Below are 18,974 nucleotides of genomic sequence, written 5' to 3'. Positions count from 1 at the left end.
ATGCGAATTGCGTCGACCGGACCGGTTTTGCCGCAGCGCAGCGGACGTGGCCACGGAATGGCCTTGGCCGTGGCCGGAGACGCGGGCTATGCCTTCGTACCGGACCCGGCCCGCCCCTCCAGGAGACCCCATGATCAGCGCCCTGTCGCCGTTCGACGCCGCCGCCATACTGATCGTGCTGTCGGCCACCCTGGGCTGGCTCAATCATCGCTATCTGAAGCTGCCGACGACGGTCGCCCTGACGGTGATGGGGGCCCTGGCCTCGATCGCCGTCATCGCCATCGACGCCGTCCTGCCGCAGAGCCGGCTGTCGGAATCGGTCAGCGAATTCCTCGGCGATATCGATTTCCACGAGACCCTGATGAACGGCATGCTGTCGTTCCTGCTGTTCGCCGGGGCCATGCATGTCGACCTCGCCCAGCTGAAGCGCGGCAGCTGGCAGATCGGCATCCTCAGCACCTTCGGGGTCGTGCTCTCGACCCTGCTGGTCGGGGCCGGCTTTGCGGCCCTGACGCGGCTGGTCGGTATCGACGTGCCCCTGGCCTGGTGTTTCGTGTTCGGGGCCCTGATCAGCCCGACCGATCCGGTCGCGGTCATGTCGGTGCTGAAGACCACCAAGGTGCCGCCCCGGCTGCAGGCCACGGTCGCGGGCGAGAGCCTGTTCAACGACGGGGTCGGGGTCGTGGTCTTCTCGATCCTGCTGGCGGCGGCCGTCAGCGGCGAGGGACTCTCCCTGATCCACGCCGGGGAACTGTTCCTGGTCGAGGCGCTCGGCGGCGCTGCCCTGGGTCTGGCCGTGGGCTGGGTCGCCTATCGGGCGATGAAGGCGATCGACGAATATTCGGTTGAGGTGCTGATCACCCTGGCCGTCGTCATGGGCGGCTATTCCCTGGCCCACGCCCTGCACATCAGCGGCCCGGTCGCCATGGCCGTCGCCGGCCTGGTCATCGGCAACCAGGGCGTCAGCTATGCGATGAGCGACAACACCCGCGACTATCTGCTGAAATTCTGGGTGCTGGTCGATGAGATACTGAACGCCGTCCTGTTCCTGCTGATCGGGCTCGAGGCCGTGGTGCTGGCCGAACGTCTTGGTCTGCTGGGGCTGGGGCTGCTGACCATACCGCTGGTGCTGCTGGCCCGGGCCCTGTCCGTCGGCGTGCCGTTGCTGTTCTGGCGCAGCCTGCTGCCGTTCAAACTGGCCTTTCCGGTCATGGTCTGGGGCGGGCTGCGTGGCGGTATCTCGATCGCCCTGGCCCTGTCCCTGCCGCCCGGTCCGATGAAGGATGTGCTGGTGGCCGCGACCTATATGGTGGTGCTGTTCTCGGTGGTGGTGCAGGGCGGCAGTATCGGCCCGGCGCTGAAGCGCTGGGGCAGCGCGACCTGATCGTCCGCTCGCGTCACCGGGGAAGCCGGTCGACAATACACCGTTCGCCGGGCCAGATGAGGCTCTGCCGGGGGTAGGTATTTGTTAACCATGAGTTCGCGGGAACGAGGCGGGATGCCCCTGTGGGGAATCGTTCTTGCGCTGTCGGCCTGTCTGGTGTCGGGGGGCACCGGGCAGGCCGCAGACAGCCGCAGCTTCCTCACCTCGGACGGCGCGCGGCTGCACTATCTTGAGGCGGGCCCGGCGGACGGTCGGACCGTGGTCTTCGTGCCGGGCTGGACGATGCCGGCATGGATCTTTGATCACCAGATCGCGGCCCTCGAGACGCGCTTTCATGTGATGGCGCTCGACCCGCGCGGTCAGGGGCAGAGCGAGGTCGCGCCCTATGGCTACGCCTATCAGAGGCGGGGCCGCGACATTGCCGAACTGATCGACCGGTCGGGGACGGATCGCGTTGTTCTGGTGGGGTGGTCCCTCGGTGTTCTCGACAGCCTGGCGATGCTCGCGGCCGAGGGCGACGGGCAGCTTGCCGGTCTGGTGCTGATCGACAACTCCATCGGCGAGGAGCCCGCCCCCACGGCGCGCCCCGGTCGCCGGCCTGATCCCGCCCGGATTGATCCCGCCGGCCGGGCGACTCGTCGCGCGGCCTTTGTCGCCGGTCTGTTCGCCCATGATCCGGGGGCGGACTACCGGGCGCGGCTGACGGCGGATGCCCTGCATATGAGCCCGACCCAGGAACAGGCCCTGCTGCGCTATGACGTGCCGCGCCGCTTCTGGCGCGCTGCCCTGCACAGTACGGACCGGCCGGTGCTCTATGTGGTGCGGCCCCGCTGGCGGGCCCAGGGTGAGACCCTGGTGGCGACGCATGCCGATGCCCGGATGGCGGTCTTCGAACAGGCCGGCCACGCCCTGTTCGTTGATGACCCTGACCGGTTCAATGCCCTGCTGACCGACTTTCTCGACCAGCGTGCCCGCTGGGAGGTGCCGGCATGAGCGGCGTCGGCAGGGACAGCCGGGCGGCGCTGATTCCGCTGTTTCTGATCGCCATGGGCGTGGTCGGTTTCGAAAACGCCCTGACCCGTTATTTCGCCGTCGCGAAATGGTCGGAGTATGGCTACTGGATCATCTCCATCGTCATGGCGGGCTTCGCGCTGAGCGGCGTGGTGGTGGCCCTGTTCCGGGACGCGGTGCAGAAGCACGGGGTGTTGCTGCGGACCCTGTTGCCGGCGGCGATGGTGATCGCGGCGGCGGTTGGCTACCAGCTGATCACCGCCAATCCGTTCAATCCGCTGCAGTTGCAGAACCCGACGACCTGGCCGGATCAGCTGCGCAATATCGGTCTCTATTATGCGGCCCTGCTGCCGTTCTTCTTTTTGGCGGGCCTCTATATCGCGCTGATGTTCGTGATGAACGCGCGCGAGATCGGGCGGGTCTATGGCTATGACCTGATCGGGGCCGGGCTGGGGTCGGCCCTGGCGCTGGGCCTGATGTTCGTGGTCCACCCCTTTCTGCTGGCACCGATCCTGCTGGTACCGCTGGCGCTGGCGACGCTGTTTCAGCCCGGACGACTGAACTGGCTGGGGGCCGGTCTGGCCGGGGCCGCCCTGGTGGCGGGGGAGGCGATCCTGTTCCTCGGACCCGCCCCGCTGATCTCGGAGTTCAAGGCGGTCTATGCGCCGCTGAACACGCCCGGAGCCCGCGTGGTCCATGAAAGCCGCCAGCCGCGTGGCCACTATCTGCTGCTCGAGAATTTCACCGAGCGGGTCGATGCCGACGTCTCGAACAATGCCGCCATGATGGGGGTGTCGGGGCCGCCGGAGACCTGGGGCCTGTATCGCGACGGCAACCGGATCGCCGCCCTGCCCAGGCCGGGACCGCTGGATGCCGGCTATGCGCCCAGCGCCCTGAGCGCCGCCCCCTATCTGATGCGACCCGATGCGGATGTGCTGGCGGTCGGCCTGTCCGGTGGCTACCGGGTGGCCGAGGCCCTGGCCCTGGGGGCGCGCCATGTCGACGGCGTCGAGAGCGAGCCGGTCCTGCATCAGGCGCTGGTGCATGGCCTGGCCGGGTCGCCTGCCCTGGCGCAGGACAGCCGCGTCCGGCTGCTGGACGGTGGTCCGATCGCCGCGGCCTGGCGAGCGGGACCCGCCGCCTATGACATCATCGATCTTTCGGCTGACTTCATCGATGCCGCCCCGGCCAATGTCACGGGCCTGACGGTCGAGGCGCTGCAAGCCTATCTCGCGGCGCTGAAGCCGGGGGGTATGGTCTCGATATCCGTTTCGATCCGCGATTTTCCTGTCTATTCCCTCAGGGTGCTGAGCACGGCGCGGCAGGCCCTGCTGGCCACGGGGATCACCGATCCGGCCAGCCATGTGATGGTCTATCGATCCGCCTGGAACGCGCGGATACTGGTGTCGCCGACCCCCTGGTCCCCGTCGGACGTCGTTGCCTTGAAGACCTTCTGCGATATCCGGTCGTTCGATGTTTCCTATGTCCCCGGCATGGACGTCGCGGCGGCTCGGCCCGGCCTGTTCAACGACCTGCCGTCCGTCTCCTTCGCCAGTGGCCGGATCACCTCGGACGGGCCCAATGACGCGATCGCCAATGAGGCGGGCACGGTCCTGAACGGGCAGCTACCGGCCTCGGCCGGAGCCTTCCACATCCGGCCCGCGACCCTCGACCGGCCGGCCTTCTATGCGTCCCTGAAGCTGGAGCAGCTCGACACCCTGGTCCGTCGGCTGGAGGTCCTGCCCCAGGCCGAGATCGGGGGACTGGTGAATATCGCCGTCCTCGGCCAGGCCATCATCATCGCCCTGCTGGTGTTGCTGGCCCCGGCCCTGTTCCGGCGGCGGACCGGCGGCGCGCCCGAGCCCCGCCGGCTGTGGCCCATCCTGTATTTTCCGGCCCTCGGCCTCGGCTTCCTGCTGATCGAGATCATGCTGATCGACCGGGCCGCCTTCTATCTGAACGACTATTCGTCGGCCTTCGGCCTGGTGCTGACGTCCATGCTCATCTTCTCGGGGCTGGGCAGTATGATCGCCGGACGGTTGGGGGACATGCCCAAGGTCGCTTCCCTGATGGGTCTGATCGTGGTGATCGCGTGGATCGCTGCAATGCTGGCCGGATCCGGGGATTTCGTGATGCGCACCCTGGACCAGCCGTGGTGGCTGCGAGCCGGGCTTGTCGTCCTGGCCGCGGCCCCGGTTTCCCTGGCGCTTGGCCTGCCGTTCCCGCTTGGCCTGATCCAGGTCGGGGACGGACGGATGCTGCCCTGGGCCTGGGGTTTGAACGGTGCCTTTTCGGTCGTTGCCACCCCCCTGGCCAACCTGATGAGCCGGGACATCGGCTTCTCGTCCCTGTTGTGGGCCGCCGCCGGCCTCTATGTCCTGGCCTTTCTGGTCCTGCCGCCCGGCTCGCGGAAACCGGTGCCCGGCGATGCCGCGCGACCCCAGCCCGATCCTATTTCCCTTCAGGAACAGTCCGTATGACCCTTGATCGACGCACGCTTCTCACGGCCGCTGCGGGTCTCGCCGTGGCCCCGCTGGCCGGATGCGACCGGGCGAGCCTCGACCGGATCCAGGCCCGGATGAATCCGACGGCGACCGGCAGTACGGCGGCACCGGCGGCCGCCGCGGGGGCTACTCCCTCCCCTGTGGCACCGGTCGTTCAGGGCACGGTAGCGACGGGCGTTCGTGCGCCGCAACGCCCCTGGACCTACGAGGCGTTCGGCGAGGCCATGGCCGGCTCGCATCGTCCGCAAGCCATCACGGCGGCGCAGTTCGCCGAGATCCAGGCGCGCAAACCCGCGGCCATGGCCCGGATACACAGCTATCTGGAGGGCAAGTTCGGCTCGGCCGACCCGGCGGTCATGGCCGCCTTCGAGAGCGTGCCGCGCGACTATTTCCACTACGCCTACGCCCAGTCGGCCTCGACCGCCTTCAATGCCTATGAGAGCAATCCCAAGCCCTGGGCCATCGGGCACGGCAGCGTGCTCAGCGACTATCTGGGACAGGCCTATATGACCCAGCTTGCGGCCCCGAAACCGACCGATGTCACGCTGGAAATCGGCACGGGCTCAGGGTTCCAGTCGTCACTTCTGTCCCGGGTGGTTCGCGACGCCTACACGATCGAGATCATCGAACCGATCGGCCAGGCCGTCGGCAGGATCTTCGCGCCGCTCGGCTACGACAATGTGCACGGTCGCGTCGGCGACGGCTATTTCGGCTGGCCCGAGGTCGAAGGCGGCTTTGATACGATCATGCTGACCTGCGTCGCCCAATACGCGCCGCCCGAACTGTTCCGCCAGCTCAAGCCGGGCGGCAAGCTGATCATCCCGATCGGTCAGCCCTTCCGGCGCGGTCAGGTGCTGTACGTCTATACCAAGGACGACCAGGGGCGGGTCCATTCGCGCCGCGATGTCGGCGTCTTCTTCATCCCGATGACCGGTGCCATGCAGAACCGGCCTCAGCCCCAGGGCGGCTGACCGGTCGGGTTCAGGCGAGGAACCGGGGCAGGGTCAGGCCCATCAGGGCGACCAGCAGCAGCACCCAGACCATCAGGGTGCCGGCGGTCACGCGCCAGTTCCGCGGGGCCAGGCCCTGGAACAGGAAGGTCAATATCCCCGCGACATTGATGCAGACCAGGTTGGTGGCGAACAGGATCAGGGCCCCCAGCGCGAGATGGCCGTGTCCCGAGCCGAACAGCAGCCCGGCGGCCGCCAGCGGCGGCACCAGGGCCACCGCGATCATCACGCCGATAAGGGACGAGGAAGAGCCCTTGCTGAAAGCGATCACCCCGGCCCCGCCACTGGCCAGGGCCAGGACGACATCGGCAGGGTTGACCCGGGTGCGGCTCAACAGTTCCGGTACGGTCGGGTCGATGGTGATGAAGCGGCCGATCAGGGCCATGAAGGTCACACAGGCGATCGCGCCGAAGGCCAGGGCAAGGCTGGATCTCCGGCCCAGCCTGTGGTCGCCGATGGTCGCCGCCATGGCCATGCCGATCGAGGGTCCGAGGAAGGGGGCGATGACCATGGCCCCGATCACGATCGCGGTCTGTCCGCTGCGCATACCCAGGCCGGCGATCAGGGCCGAGATCAACACGGTAAACAGGAAGCTGTAGCGAATTCGTACCGTCTCCTCGACGTCGTCATACATCTCCTCGGTGCTCAGCCGGTCGCGACTGAAGAAGGACTCGAGTCGACTCGGGGGACGATCGTTTCCGGACCGGGGATGGGCGGTAGCGGCCGTTTCATAGAGGGGTGGAATGACCGCCTCGGTCGGCAGGATAATGGTGCAGAAGCCGGGTCGCTCCCCCAGTTCCCGCTCCAGCGCATCGACCAGCCGCTCGACGTAGCGGGCCTGAACCACACAGGCCAGGCTTTCCATTTCCCCTTCGGCCGGTCGCACCCAGATCCGGCTGGCGCAGCGCCGCGCCAGTTCCCGGGCGATCGGAATGTCCTCATCCGGGACGAAGACGAGTAGCAGGCGCGTCGACATTGCGGGTGTTCCGGGAGATCGGCGAACAGGATCCGATTCATACACATCCGGATCGGAAGCGTATCAGTCGCTATCTCCGTGCGGCCGTTAAGGGCCGCAACGGGCTGTTTTGCCCGGCGGCTAGATCGGTCGGTGACGGATCACGAGATTGCGGATCTCGGTCATGTCCTCCATCGCGAACTTGACCCCTTCGCGACCGAGGCCCGAGTCCTTGACCCCCCCATAGGGCATGTTGTCGACGCGATAGCTGGGCACGTCGCCGATCAGTACACCGCCGACCTCCAGCCGGTCCCAGGCGGCCATGGCCTTGTGGATGTCGCGGGTAAAGATGCCGGCCTGCAGGCCAAAGCGGGAATCGTTGACCTCGTCGAGGGCGGCCTCGAAATCGGAGAAGGACGACAGGATGGCCACCGGGCCGAAGGCCTCCTCGTCGCGAACCTTCTGGCCGCGCGGGACGCCCTCCATCAGGGTCGCCTGCAGCATGGCCCCCTTGCGGTCGCCGCCACACAGCAGGGTCGCGCCCGCGGCCAGGGCCTCGTTGACCCAGCCTTCCAGCCGGGAGGCTTCGGATTCGTCGATCATCGGACCGATGAAGGTGGTCTCCTCGCGCGGGTCTCCGGCGACCAGGGCGCGGGCCTTCGTCACCAGCAGGTCGCGCAGCGGCGCATAGATGTCCTCATGGATCAGGATCCGCTGGACCCCGATGCAGGACTGGCCCGACTGGTAGAAGGCCCCGAAGATGATGCGTTCGGCGGCGTCTTCCAGATCGCTGTCACGATCGACGATGACGGCGGCGTTGCCGCCCAGTTCCAGCACCACCTTCTTCTTGCCGGACTTTGCCTTGAGGGCCCAGCCCACCTCGGGCGAACCGGTGAAGGACAACAGTTTGAGCCGGTCGTCGGTGGTGAACAGATCGGCCCCGTCGCGGCTGGCCGGCAGGATCGAGAAGGCCCCTTCCGGCAGGTCCGTCTCGGCCAGGATCTCGCCGATGATGATGGCCCCCAGTGGTGTGCGCGAGGCGGGTTTCATCACAAAGGGGCAGCCGACGGCGATGGCCGGGGCGATCTTGTGGGCGGCCAGGTTGAGCGGGAAGTTGAACGGCGAGATGAAGGAGCAGGGACCGATCGGCACCCGTTTCCACATACCCTGGTACCCCTTGGCCCGGGCCGAGATGTCGAGGGGCTGGACCTCGCCGGTCATACGAACCGATTCCTCGGCGGCGATGCGGAAGGTGTCGATCAGCCGGGTCACCTCACCACGCGAGTCGCGGATCGGCTTGCCCGCCTCGATACACAGGGCATGGGCCAGTTCATCGGCCCGCTCCTGGAACCGCGTCACACAGTGGCTGAGAACCGCCTGTCGCTCATAGGCGGCCATGGCGGCCATGGGGCCGGTGGCCCGCACGGCAGCGGCGATGGCCTCGTCGATTATGGCCGGATCGGCCAGGGCGACGCGGGTGGCGGGTTTGCCGGTGAATTTGTCAGTGACGACCAGGTCCTGGTTCGGCGTCATCGCCCGGTTGGCCAGATAGAGCGGATAGGACGGCTTCAGCGACGGCATGAACAGGGGCTCCGGTCGAAACGGGCGGGAAGGGGGCACGCGTAACTACAACACATTGGCAGGCGTCCGGATCACAACGGGCCGTTTTTCTGCTCGTCCAGGCCGGTGACCGGCCTCCGGGTTGCTGTGCCTCCCATCCTGTCGGAAGGCCGGTTACCCGGTTGGACTCCCGATTTCGGGTCTCTATAAGGATGATATCTGATTGAACGCGCTGGCAGCCTCGAGCCCCAGGGGAAGAGGCGGTCCACGGCCTGGGCAATGCGGCCGCCGTGACCGACGTACATAACCCGGGTGTCCTGCCCGCTATGGAATTGGCCGCGCGGCCTCTGCTGTCCAAACCGGCCTGATCCGACTCCGGATGATCGCCCTTTGACTGCTGCCATGGCCGGTGACGGGCCCGATACAGAGCAATGAATGAACAGGAACCGGCGGGAAGAGCCGCCCGGGCTGTTCAATTGGATTTGAGTGACCATGCGACATGTATTCCTGACGGCCTCCGTCAGCCTTCTGGCCCTGTCGGCATCGACCGGAGCGACGGCCCAGAGCCCGTCGACGGCCGGCGTTGAGCCCGGCGCGTCCACGGTCTCCGACGTGATCGTTACCGCCCAGCGCCGCGAGCAGGCGGCCCAGGACGTCGGCATCGCGCTGAGTGTCCTGTCCGGTGCCGACCTGACCGACCGCGGCATCACCAATATCAATGCGCTACAGACGGCGACCCCGAATCTCGAGATCGAACCGGCCTTCGGCGGTGGCGCGGCCCAGTTCCGCCTGCGCGGCGTCGGCTTCCAGGACTATGCTTCGAACAATTCGCCCACCGTCGGCGTCTATGTGAACGAGGTCGCCTATCCGGTGCCGGTCATGACCCAGGGGCTGATTTTCGACATCGACCGTGTCGAGGTGCTGCGCGGGCCCCAGGGCACCCTGTACGGCCGCAATACCACCGGCGGGGCCATCAGCGTTGTCACGCGGCAGCCCACGGCCGTGCCCGCTCTCGGCATGACCGCTGAATACAGTCGCTTCGACGCCCTGCGCGTCGAAGGGTTCGTCTCGGGGCCGCTGGGGGACCGGCTGCAGGGGCGGTTGGCCGCGACCACCGAACAGGGCGGGGCCTGGCAGTATAACCGCGACACCGGGGAATCGATCGGCGATGCCAACCGCAGCGCCGTGCGCGGCCTGCTGGCCTATCAGGCGGGCGACCGTCTGGACCTGACCCTGGACCTTCACGCCGGCGTTGACCGCTCCGAGAACCAGGCCCTGTATCTGCTGAACCCGCTGGTCACCCGCGGCGGCGGGGCCGGCAGCGTCACCATTCCGGCCGACCGCGACCATGCGGCAACCGGCTGGGGCCTGTCGCCGCGCTTTGCTGCCGAGATCGGGCGCAGCCTCGACGCCAGGCCGGGTCGGGACAACTCCTCCTGGGGCAGCTCGATCAGGGCTGTCCTGGAACTGGACGGCGTCAGCCTGACCGGCATCACCAGCTACGAGACCCTGGACCGCAGCGAATACGGCGACTGGGATTCGTCGGCATCGGTCGAGGCCGACACCTTCTTCGGCTCCGATGTGAAGGTCTTCTCCCAGGAAATGCGTCTGGCGTCGGATGCTGCCGGTCCGTTGAGCTGGGTCGCCGGCGTCTATTATTCGAAACAGGATCTGGACGAGCGCTATTCGTCGGACTTCATCGACATCTACGGCACATACGGCCAGGTCACCTACCGTCAGCAGGTCGAGTCGATCAGCGCCTTCGGTCAGGCCGAGTATCAGCTCTCCGACACGGTCAAGCTGATCGGCGGCCTGCGCTATGAGGACGAGAGCCGCGACCTTCAGGGTTTCGGCGCGGCCTTCGGCGGGGCGGTGGCCCTGCCGCCGACCTCGGTCTCGACCCGGATGACACCGCTGACCGGCAAGGTTGCCCTGGAATATGCGCCCAGCCACGACCTGCTGATCTACGGCTCGTTCAGTCGCGGGGCCAAGTCGGGGGGCTTCACCACCTACAACACGGGCCAGAGCAGCGCGATCCAGCCGTTCCGGCCGGAAATTCTCCTGGCCTATGAGCTCGGCTTCAAGGCCGACCCGAGCCGGTCGTTGCAGATCAACGGGGCCGCCTATCTCTATGACTATACGGACCAGCAGGTGCTGTCGGCCGTCTACGGTGCCAATGGACCGGTAGGTCTGTTCGTCAATGTGCCGGCCTCCCGCATCTATGGTGCCGAACTCGAGGGCGTGTGGCGGCCGCTGCCGAACCTCAGGATCAGCCAGTCGCTCAGCTACAAGCACGGCGAATACACCGACTTCTTCGATCTCGATGTGCCGGCCTCGCGCACGGCGGGCACGGCCGTCTATGTCGACAAATCGGGTCGGGACATCCCGTTTCCGGCCGTCAGCTACGGGGGCGCGGCCGCCTATGACTGGGGCGTGGAGGGTTTCGACCTGACCGCTGAGGCCAACTACAGCTATCGGGACGACTATCCGTCCTGGCTGGGCGTGCGCTACGACGTACCGGCCTACTGGCTGGCCAATGCCAGCCTGACGGTGTCGCCGGCGGTGGGACGGTGGTCGGTGACCGGCTTTGTCCGTAACCTGTTCGATCAGGAGTACGATCTGACGCGCAATTTCTTCACCAGCGCCGACATCGCCCAGCCCGGTCGTCCGCGGACCTATGGTATTCGCCTCGGCTATCAGTACTGACGCCGGCCGCCGGTCGCCGTTGCCCGTCGAAGGTCAGGAAGGGTCGGGATGAATTCCAGAAACGTCCCGATTCGACGCCCCGGGATTCCCGGGCCGGTGCGCGCCTTCATTCTGGCCCTGACGCTCGCCCTGACGGCGGCGATGGGCGGGCCTGTGCACGCCGGGCCCGATTCCGGTCGCGACCGTCTGGTGCTGGGCCTGCCGCTGGAACCGCCCAACCTCGACCCGACGGCCGGGGCGGCGGCTGCCGTCGACGAGGTGGTCTACGGCAATGTCTTTGAGGGTCTGACCCGTATCTCGCAGAACGGCACCGTAGCTCCGGCCCTGGCCGAGTCCTGGACGGTAGCCCCCGACGGTCTGGTCTGGGTTTTCCACCTGCGGTCCGGGGTGCGGTTTCACGACGGCTCGACCTTCGATGCGCAGGACGTGAAATTCTCGCTGGACCGCATGCTCGCGCCCGGGTCGGCCAATGCCCAGGCGGGCCTGTTCCAGCCGATTCGCACGGTGACGGTGGTCGACCCCCTGACCGTCAGAATCACGCTGGACCGGCCGGTCAGTGCTCTGCCCTATCTGCTGGGCTGGGGGGATGCGGTGATCGTGGCCCCGGAGTCAGCGGCCACCAATGCCACCCGACCGGTGGGTACCGGTCCGTTCCGCTTCGACAACTGGCAGCGTGGCAATGCCCTGACCCTGACGCGGAACGATACCTATTGGGGGCCGGCCCCGCGCCTGAAGACCGTGGTGTTCCGCTTCATCAGCGATCCGACCGCGGCCTTCGCGGCGATGAGCGCCGGCGACCTTGACGCCTTCCCCAACTATCCGGCGCCCGAGAATGTCAGCCAGTTCCGTACCGACCCTCGCTTCCGGGTGGTCATCGGGGCCTCGGAAGGAAAGGTCATCCTTGGCATCAACAACCGGGTCGCCCCGTTCAACGATGTGCGGGTGCGACGGGCCATCGCCTATGCCATCGACCGCCAGGCCCTCATCGACGGGGCCATGTTCGGTTTCGGCCAGCCGATTGGTAGTCATTATACACGTCAGGATCCCGGTTATCTCGATCTGACCGGCCTGTATCCCCACGATCCGGCGCGGGCCCGGGCGCTGCTCGCCGAGGCGGGCTATCCGGATGGTTTCAGCACGACCCTGCGGCTGCCGCCGCGGCCCTATGCCCGGCGCGGCGGCGAGGTGCTGGCGGCGCAGCTCGCCGAGGTCGGGATCCGGGTGAAGATCGAAAATCTGGAATGGGCTCAATGGCTGGACCAGGTGTTCAAACGCCATGCCTTCGACCTGACGATCGTCGAGCACGTTGAACCGATGGATTTCGATATCTACGGCCGGAAGGACTATTATTTCGGCTATGCCGACGCTGGATTTGATGCCCTGCTGGCGCAGCTGAACGCGGCCCCGGACGACCGCACGCGTCTGGTCTTGCTGGGGGCTGTGCAGCGCAGGATCGCAACGGACTCGGTCAACGGCTTCCTGTTGCAGTCGGCGCGGATCGGCATCTGGAAGGCAGACCTCGACGGACTCTGGGTCAATGCCCCGATCGCGGCCAACGTCGTGGCGGGGGCCGGATTCGAGGGAGCGACGAAGACCGGAACCGGCATTGGCGAGCGGCGTCAGGGCCGGGGCCTGCCGTGGGGGGCGATGGTCCTGGTCGCCGGCCTGGGCCTGCTGATCGTCGTCGCCAGCCGCGTCGGGATCGGTCATCTGGCCCGCCGTCTGGGGGGGCATGCGCTGACGTTGCTGGCCGCCACGGTGGTTGTGTTCGTCCTGCTTCAGGTTCTGCCCGGCGATCCCGCCGCGTATATGATGGGGCTGAACGCCAGTCCGGAAGCCGTCGCCGCCCTGCGCGAGCAGATGGGCCTTCAAGGCCCGGCCCTGGCCCGCTATTTCGGCTGGGTCGGCGATCTTTTGAGCGGCCGCTTCGGTCTCAGCTACACCTATCGGGTCCCGGTCGGGCAGTTGATCCTGGAGCGGCTGCAGGTCTCCGGGCCGCTGGCGCTGATGGCCACGGTCCTGTCCCTGGCGGTCGCAGTTCCGATGGCGGTGACGGCGGCCCTGTATCGAGGGCGGCCTGCCGACGTCATTTTCAGCGGTCTCGGTCAGGTCGGGGTCGCCATCCCCAATTTCTGGATCGGCATGCTGCTCATTCTCGGGCTTTCGGTCGGGCTGGGCTGGTTTCCCGCAGGCGGGTTTCCGGGCTGGCAGGCGGGGGCCTGGCCCGCGCTGAAGGCCCTGATCCTTCCGGCGATCGCCCTGGCCGTGCCGCAGGCTGCCATCCTGATGCGGGTACTGCGCAGCGCTCTGCTGGAGACAATGGGCGGTGACTATGTCCGCACCGCACGGGCCAAGGGGCTCAGCCGGTCGCAGGCGCTGTGGCGGCATGCACTGCGCAATGCCGCGATCCCGCTGCTGACCATTCTCGGGCTGCAGTTTCCCTTCCTGCTGGCCGGCGGGATCATCATCGAGAACGTCTTTGCCCTGCCCGGGCTGGGGCGGCTGGTCTTCCAGGCCATCACCCAACGCGACCTGATCGTGGTGCAGGCGGCGGTCATGGTTCTGGTCTTCGCCGTGGTCGCGGTCGGTTTCCTGATCGATCTGGCCTATCTGGCCGTGGATCCACGCCTGCGGGGACGCCGCTCATGAGTCCGCCCCTGATGACCCGGCCAGGGCGGACGGCATCGCGGCTGTCACCCGCGCTGGTGGTCGGTCTCGCTCTGACCGGGCTGATCGTGGCTGTGGCCCTGATCTCGCTGGTGTGGACGCCGTGGGACGTGGAGGCCATCCGGATCGCCGACCGGCTGCAGCCGCCGTCGCCGGTGCACTGGATGGGCACCGACCATTTCGGGCGCGACGTGCTGTCGATGATCATGGCCGGGTCCCGAAACTCGCTGGTGGTGGCGCTGGTGGCTGTCGGCGTCGGGGCCGGTTTCGGTGTCCCGCTGGGTCTGCTGTCAGCGGCACGACGCGGTTTGATCGATGAGGCCGTGATGCGGGTCAACGACCTGATCTTCGCCTTTCCGGCCCTGTTGGTGGCGGTGATGATCACGGCGGTGTCGGGGCCGGGAGCGATCAATGCGATCATTGCCATCGGCATTTTCAACATCCCGGTCTTTGCCCGGGTCACCCGCGGTGCCGCCCTTAGCCTGTGGACCCGGGACTATGTTCTGGCGGCACAGACGGCGGGCAAGTCGCGGACCCTGATCTCGATGCAGCACATCCTGCCCAATCTGTTGAGCCTGCTGGTGGTCCAGGCCGCGATCCAGTTCGCCCTTGGTATCGTGGCCGAGGCGGGCCTGTCCTATGTCGGTCTGGGAGCCCAGCCGCCGATGCCCAGCTGGGGCCGGATGCTGAGCGAGGCGCAGACGATGATCGGTTTCGCGCCCTGGCTGGCCGTCTTCCCGGGGCTGGCCGTCGTCACCATCGTCCTGGGCCTGAGCCTGGCCGGGGACGGTCTGGGTGAGCGGCTGGATCCGCGCCTTCGGCAGGGGCGCTCGCAATGAGTGTTCTGGCGATTGACCGGCTCAACGTGGCGATCGACGGGAAGCCGATCCTGACCGCCCTGTCCTTGACCATCGAGCCGGGAGAAATTCTCGGCCTCGTCGGTGTGTCCGGCTGTGGCAAGTCGATGACCGCCCTGGCGATCATGGGCCTGTTGCCCGAGGGGGCTACGGTCAGCGGCTCGATCGATCTGAAGGGTCAGCCTCTGCCGCTTACGGACGATACCGCCATGCAGGCGATCCGGGGGCGGGATATCGGCATCGTCTTTCAGGAGCCGATGACGGCCCTGAACCCGCTGATGACCATCGGCGACCAGGTGGCCGAGACGGTGCGGCTCCATACCGCCGTCAGCCAGCGCGAGGCGCTGGAGGTGGCCCGTCGCACCCTGGCACGGGTCGACCTTCCCGAAGACCGCTTTCCGCTTACCCGGTATCCCCATGAGCTGTCGGGCGGACAGCGCCAGAGGGTCGCCATCGCTGTCGCCATTGCCCTGACCCCCAGACTGCTGATCGCCGACGAGCCGAGCACCTCTCTGGACGTCACGACCCAGTCCCGGATCCTGGACCTTCTGAAACGGCTGGTCCGTGAGGACGGCATGGCGCTGATCCTGATCAGCCATGACCTGGCCGTCGTTGCCGATACGGCGGACCGGGTCGCGGTGATGGACGCCTGTGAGATCGTCGAACAGGCTCCGGTCGGACGGATCGCCAGCGGCATGGCCCATCCGCGCTCGCAACGGCTTCTGGCGGACGCCGTTCATCTGCCGCGCCGACAGGCTCGGGCGGGAGAGGGCCCGCCGGTTCTGCAGGTGGACGGGATCGTGCGCGACTATCCGGGAAGCATGCGCCTGTTTCGCCGAGCGCCGCCGACCCGGGCCGTGGATGATGTCAGCCTCATCGTCCGGGCCGGCGAGAGCGTCGGTCTGGTCGGCGGGTCAGGCTGTGGCAAGTCGACCCTGCTGCGGACCGTTCTGGCGCTGGACCGGCCGACGTCCGGCTCCGTCCGGGTTATGGGCGAGCCATTCACCGGAGCCCGCCGAAGCGAACAGAAGCGGCTGCGTCGCCACATCCAGATGGTGTTTCAGGACCCCTATGGCAGTTTCGATCCCCGGTGGCGGGTCGAACAACTGGTCTCGGAGAATTTTCACCTGCTGGAGGTTCAGCCTGATGCGGGCGAAGGGCGCCGGCGCGTTGAGGCGATGCTGGAACAGGTGGGGCTGGCCGCGCCCGACGCGGATCGCCATCCGCATGAATTTTCCGGTGGCCAGCGGCAGCGGATTGCGCTGGCGCGGGCCCTGATCACCCGTCCGGAGATTGTGGTGCTGGACGAGGCGGTGTCCGCCCTGGATGTGTCGACCCGGGCGCAGATTCTGGCGCTCCTGGCTGACCTGTCCGACCGACTGGGCCTGTCCTATCTGTTTGCTACCCACGATATGGCCATGGTGCGTGCAATCAGCGACCGGGTTCTGGTGATGGAGAATGGGCGCATCGTCGAGTCGGGCGCGACCGCGGACATCTTTGCCAATCCGGCCCACGCCCGCACCCGCGCGCTTCTGGCCGCGACGCCGCGCCTGTTGCGCGATAGTCTGGCTCCCGACCGTTCGCAGGATGGTGTCCTGCCCACCGTGGAGACCTTGTGATGAACCGCAGAACCGTTCTGGGCTCGATCGGCCTCCTCGGTAGTCTGGCCGCCGGCGGCGGGGCCTCGGCCCGAAGCCCGCTGCAGCCGGTTGACGGGGGCGGTCGGACCGGCCCCCGGAATCTGATCACCGACGTCCCCGGGCTGAGGGTCGGCCAGGCTCAATCCCCGACCGTTCGCACCGGCGTGACCGTGATCCTGGCCGACACGCCGGCGACTGCGGCGGTCGACGTTCGCGGCGGCGGACCGGCCAGCCGTGAGACCGATGCCTTGAAGCCCGAAAACCTGGTGCAGCAGCTGGATGCTGTCGTCCTGTCCGGGGGCTCGGTCTATGGCCTGGCGGCGGCCGACGGGGTCACGGCCTGGCTGGGGGCGCAGGGGCGGGGGTTCGGCATGGGGGCCGCCCCGGGCGTGCCGTTGTCGCCGATCGTGCCGTCGGCCTGTCTCTATGATCTCGCCAACGGCGGCGACAAGGCCTGGGGCACCGAACCGCCCTACCGGGCGCTGGCTGTTGCCGCGGCGGAGGCTGCCGGGAGCGAATTCGCCCTCGGCACGACCGGGGCCGGCTATGGCGCGACGGCCGGGGCGCTGAAGGGCGGAACCGGATCGGCCTCGACCCTGATGACGGGCGGGGCCACGGTCGGGGCCATCGTCGCCGTCAACAGCGTGGGCTCGGTTGTGGCTCCGGGCGGCAAGACATTCTGGGCCGCCCCCTACGAGATCGGTGACGAGTTCGGCGGTCTGGGAGCGTCGGGTCTGGCGGCCGCGGCTGAGGACTGGGGCCTGGCCAAGGTGGCCGCCCGCCCGCGTGAGAACACCACCATCGCCTGCGTCGCCACCGATGTGACCCTGACACGGGTCGAATGCCAGCGTATCGCCATCATGGCCCAGGACGGGATGGGCCGGGCCATCCGCCCGTCGCATTCGCCGTTCGACGGGGACATCGTCTTCGTGCTGTCGACGGGGCAACGTGGCCTGCCCGAAGGCACCATGCGCCAGCTGGAGGTGGCCCGGATCGGGGCGGTCGCCGCCGATACCCTGGCCCGGGCCATCGCGCGTGGTGTTTATCACGCCACCGCCTGGTCCGGGCAGGCGGGCGGGGCCTGGCGCGACCTGTAGGCCGCGCCGGGCTCCCCGGCTGTCAGGGCCGGGGCAGGGTGTCCAGGATGCTGCCGTTGGAGGCGATGATCTCGGCGTAGAGCCGGCCGGAGTCCTTGATCGTGCGTTCCTGGGTCAGGAAATTCACATGGGTAATACCGAACCGCTTCGAATACCCCAGCGACCATTCCAGATTGTCCAGCAGGGACCAGGCCATATAGCCGCGGACATCGACACCCTTGCCGATGGCGTCATGCACGGCCTTCAGGTGATTTTGCAGATAATCGGCCCGTAGCGGATCCTGGACGCGGCCGTTGATGGCGTGGGGCGGATCATACCAGGCCGAGCCGTTTTCGGTGATGTAGATCGGTGTGTCGCCGTAGGTGTCCTTCATCCACACCAGGGTATCGGTCAGGGCCGGCGGATAGACCTCCCAGCCGGTTTCGGTGTGGGCGTGCTGGACCTGTTTGACTGGCGTGGCGCGAACCGGCCAGGCGTCGGGGTCGTTCTTCGGAACCGAGCGCGTGTACCAGTTGAGTCCGACGAAATCGATCGGCTGGGCGATCAGGTCGAAATCCTCTGCCGGCCATTCCTTCCAGGCCTCGCCGAAGACTTCGGCCAGTTCGACGGGGTAGCGTTTCTTGAAGACGGGATCGAGGTACTGGCGGTTCATCTGGGCGTCGGCCCGCATCCGCGCGGCCTCGTCCTCGGGGCGGTCACTGGACGGGTATTTCGGCTCGATATTCACGACCAGGCCGATCTCGTGCTGGCCGACCTCGCGGTAGCGTTTCACCGCCGCGCCGTGGCTGCGCAACAGATTGTGCGAGGCGATCACGGCCTCGAAGGCGCTCTTGTGGCCCGGTGCCAGGGCCCCGTGCAGATAGCCGCCGTCGACCACGACCCAGGGCTCGTTCAGCGTCGCCCATTTCTTCACCCGGCCGTCCAGCTTGTCGAACAACACCTGGCCGTAGTCGGCGAACCAGTCGGCGATGTCGGGGTTCAGCCAGCCACCACGGTCATCCAGGGCGGCCGGCAGGTCCCAGTGGTAGAGGGTGCACAGGGGTTCGATTCCGGCCTCGAGCAGGCCGTCGACCAAACGGTCATAGAAGTCGAGGCCCTTGGCGTTCACGGCCCCGCGACCGTCCGGCATGACCCGGCTCCACGAGACACTGAACCGGTAGGCCTGCAGCTTGAGCTGCTTCATCACCTCGATGTCTTCGCGCCAGCGATTGTAGTGGTCGCAGGCGACGTCTCCGGTGTCGCCATCTTTCATCATGCCCGGTGTGTGGCTGAATCGGTCCCAGATGGACGCCCCGGCTCCGTCGGCCATGGATGAGCCCTCGATCTGATAGGCCGCTGTGGCCGCGCCCCACAGAAAGTTGTCTGGAAACTGATACTTGGCGGTCATGTGGAGGGCCTCGAACATAATCTGCGGCGGACATTGGGCGGTGGCGGAACGGATCAACGAAGGGTGGAAATCACGTAAGACCCGCCTCCGTGTGGCGAAACTACGGCACTTGCAGGGCCTGTGGCTAGTGTGTCATGTAATCGGTTACACGGTTTTGGTGGACGGATCTCCGACAAGGGGGCCGGCACTGCCTTCA

Annotated in this window: 12 protein-coding genes; 9 read left to right on the top strand and 3 right to left on the bottom strand. The window is 67.2% G+C overall.

Going from position 1 to position 18,974, the window contains the following annotated elements; all coding sequences use genetic code 11:
- The first annotated feature begins 130 nt into the window (after positions 1–130).
- From PSV00_RS13390 to PSV00_RS13375, 4 genes are all read left to right on the top strand, one after another.
- Positions 131–1,384: a sodium:proton antiporter gene (locus tag PSV00_RS13390; protein ID WP_300448080.1), complete on the top strand. Its 1,254-nt coding sequence runs from the start codon at positions 131–133 to the stop codon at positions 1,382–1,384.
- A 114-nt stretch (positions 1,385–1,498) separates the two neighbouring features.
- On the top strand, positions 1,499–2,377 hold the full coding sequence (locus PSV00_RS13385; RefSeq protein WP_300448078.1) for an alpha/beta hydrolase: 879 nt from the start codon (positions 1,499–1,501) through the stop codon (positions 2,375–2,377).
- Positions 2,374–4,875 (top strand): hypothetical protein, encoded by a 2,502-nt coding sequence (locus PSV00_RS13380; RefSeq protein ID WP_300448076.1) that lies wholly within the window; start codon positions 2,374–2,376, stop codon positions 4,873–4,875. The genes PSV00_RS13385 and PSV00_RS13380 overlap by 4 nt, the downstream gene beginning before the upstream one ends.
- Entirely contained in the window at positions 4,872–5,870 is a 999-nt protein-coding gene (locus PSV00_RS13375; RefSeq protein WP_300448074.1) for a protein-L-isoaspartate O-methyltransferase, read from the top strand. Before PSV00_RS13380 ends, PSV00_RS13375 begins: the two co-directional genes overlap by 4 nt.
- A gap of 10 nt (positions 5,871–5,880) precedes the next feature.
- On the opposite strand, the gene PSV00_RS13370 is transcribed toward PSV00_RS13375, so the two are convergent.
- Both PSV00_RS13370 and PSV00_RS13365 read right to left on the bottom strand, forming a co-directional pair.
- Complete coding sequence (locus PSV00_RS13370; RefSeq protein ID WP_300448072.1) at positions 5,881–6,885, bottom strand: TIGR00341 family protein; 1,005 nt, start codon at positions 6,883–6,885, stop codon at positions 5,881–5,883.
- Positions 6,886–7,005: 120 nt separating this feature from the next.
- The gene (locus PSV00_RS13365; RefSeq protein WP_300448070.1) at positions 7,006–8,445 is read right to left on the bottom strand and encodes an aldehyde dehydrogenase family protein; all 1,440 of its coding nucleotides are present in this window, start codon (positions 8,443–8,445) and stop codon (positions 7,006–7,008) included.
- A gap of 471 nt (positions 8,446–8,916) precedes the next feature.
- Between PSV00_RS13365 and PSV00_RS13360 the strand changes: the two genes are divergently transcribed.
- Genes PSV00_RS13360 through PSV00_RS13340 form a run of 5 tightly spaced genes read left to right on the top strand, consistent with a single transcriptional unit; the run spans position 8,917 to position 17,391 of the window.
- On the top strand, positions 8,917–11,130 hold the full coding sequence (locus tag PSV00_RS13360; RefSeq protein ID WP_300448068.1) for a TonB-dependent receptor: 2,214 nt from the start codon (positions 8,917–8,919) through the stop codon (positions 11,128–11,130).
- Between the two features lie 48 nt (positions 11,131–11,178).
- Positions 11,179–13,779: an ABC transporter substrate-binding protein gene (locus PSV00_RS13355; protein WP_300448066.1), complete on the top strand. Its 2,601-nt coding sequence runs from the start codon at positions 11,179–11,181 to the stop codon at positions 13,777–13,779.
- Complete coding sequence (locus tag PSV00_RS13350; RefSeq protein WP_300448064.1) at positions 13,776–14,636, top strand: ABC transporter permease; 861 nt, start codon at positions 13,776–13,778, stop codon at positions 14,634–14,636. Before PSV00_RS13355 ends, PSV00_RS13350 begins: the two co-directional genes overlap by 4 nt.
- Complete coding sequence (locus tag PSV00_RS13345; RefSeq protein ID WP_300448062.1) at positions 14,633–16,273, top strand: ABC transporter ATP-binding protein; 1,641 nt, start codon at positions 14,633–14,635, stop codon at positions 16,271–16,273. The genes PSV00_RS13350 and PSV00_RS13345 overlap by 4 nt, the downstream gene beginning before the upstream one ends.
- Complete coding sequence (locus PSV00_RS13340) at positions 16,273–17,391, top strand: P1 family peptidase (RefSeq protein WP_300448060.1); 1,119 nt, start codon at positions 16,273–16,275, stop codon at positions 17,389–17,391. Before PSV00_RS13345 ends, PSV00_RS13340 begins: the two co-directional genes overlap by 1 nt.
- Positions 17,392–17,413: 22 nt before the next feature.
- Here the strand turns inward: PSV00_RS13340 and PSV00_RS13335 are convergent, their stop codons facing one another.
- Positions 17,414–18,778, bottom strand: a complete 1,365-nt coding sequence (locus PSV00_RS13335) for a GH1 family beta-glucosidase (RefSeq protein WP_300448058.1) — start codon at positions 18,776–18,778, stop codon at positions 17,414–17,416.
- Positions 18,779–18,974 lie beyond the last annotated feature (196 nt).

The organism is Brevundimonas sp., assembly GCF_029945885.1.
Lineage (GTDB): Bacteria > Pseudomonadota > Alphaproteobacteria > Caulobacterales > Caulobacteraceae > Brevundimonas.
The sequence above is the reverse complement of the archived record's forward strand: the minus strand, read 5'-3'. Positions and strand labels throughout refer to the sequence as shown.

Bases quoted from the DNA above. Each gene is read 5' to 3' on its own strand.
- PSV00_RS13345 (WP_300448062.1), top strand. From the start codon at position 14,633: ATGAGTGTTCTGGCGATTGACCGGCTCAACGTGGCGATCGACGGGAAG.
- PSV00_RS13360 (WP_300448068.1), top strand. From the start codon at position 8,917: ATGCGACATGTATTCCTGACGGCCTCCGTCAGCCTTCTGGCCCTGTCG.
- PSV00_RS13385 (WP_300448078.1), top strand. From the start codon at position 1,499: ATGCCCCTGTGGGGAATCGTTCTTGCGCTGTCGGCCTGTCTGGTGTCG.
- PSV00_RS13365 (WP_300448070.1), bottom strand. From the start codon at position 8,445: ATGCCGTCGCTGAAGCCGTCCTATCCGCTCTATCTGGCCAACCGGGCG.
- PSV00_RS13355 (WP_300448066.1), top strand. From the start codon at position 11,179: ATGAATTCCAGAAACGTCCCGATTCGACGCCCCGGGATTCCCGGGCCG.
- PSV00_RS13390 (WP_300448080.1), top strand. From the start codon at position 131: ATGATCAGCGCCCTGTCGCCGTTCGACGCCGCCGCCATACTGATCGTG.
- PSV00_RS13335 (WP_300448058.1), bottom strand. From the start codon at position 18,778: ATGACCGCCAAGTATCAGTTTCCAGACAACTTTCTGTGGGGCGCGGCC.
- PSV00_RS13350 (WP_300448064.1), top strand. From the start codon at position 13,776: ATGAGTCCGCCCCTGATGACCCGGCCAGGGCGGACGGCATCGCGGCTG.
- PSV00_RS13380 (WP_300448076.1), top strand. From the start codon at position 2,374: ATGAGCGGCGTCGGCAGGGACAGCCGGGCGGCGCTGATTCCGCTGTTT.
- PSV00_RS13375 (WP_300448074.1), top strand. From the start codon at position 4,872: ATGACCCTTGATCGACGCACGCTTCTCACGGCCGCTGCGGGTCTCGCC.
- PSV00_RS13370 (WP_300448072.1), bottom strand. From the start codon at position 6,885: ATGTCGACGCGCCTGCTACTCGTCTTCGTCCCGGATGAGGACATTCCG.
- PSV00_RS13340 (WP_300448060.1), top strand. From the start codon at position 16,273: ATGAACCGCAGAACCGTTCTGGGCTCGATCGGCCTCCTCGGTAGTCTG.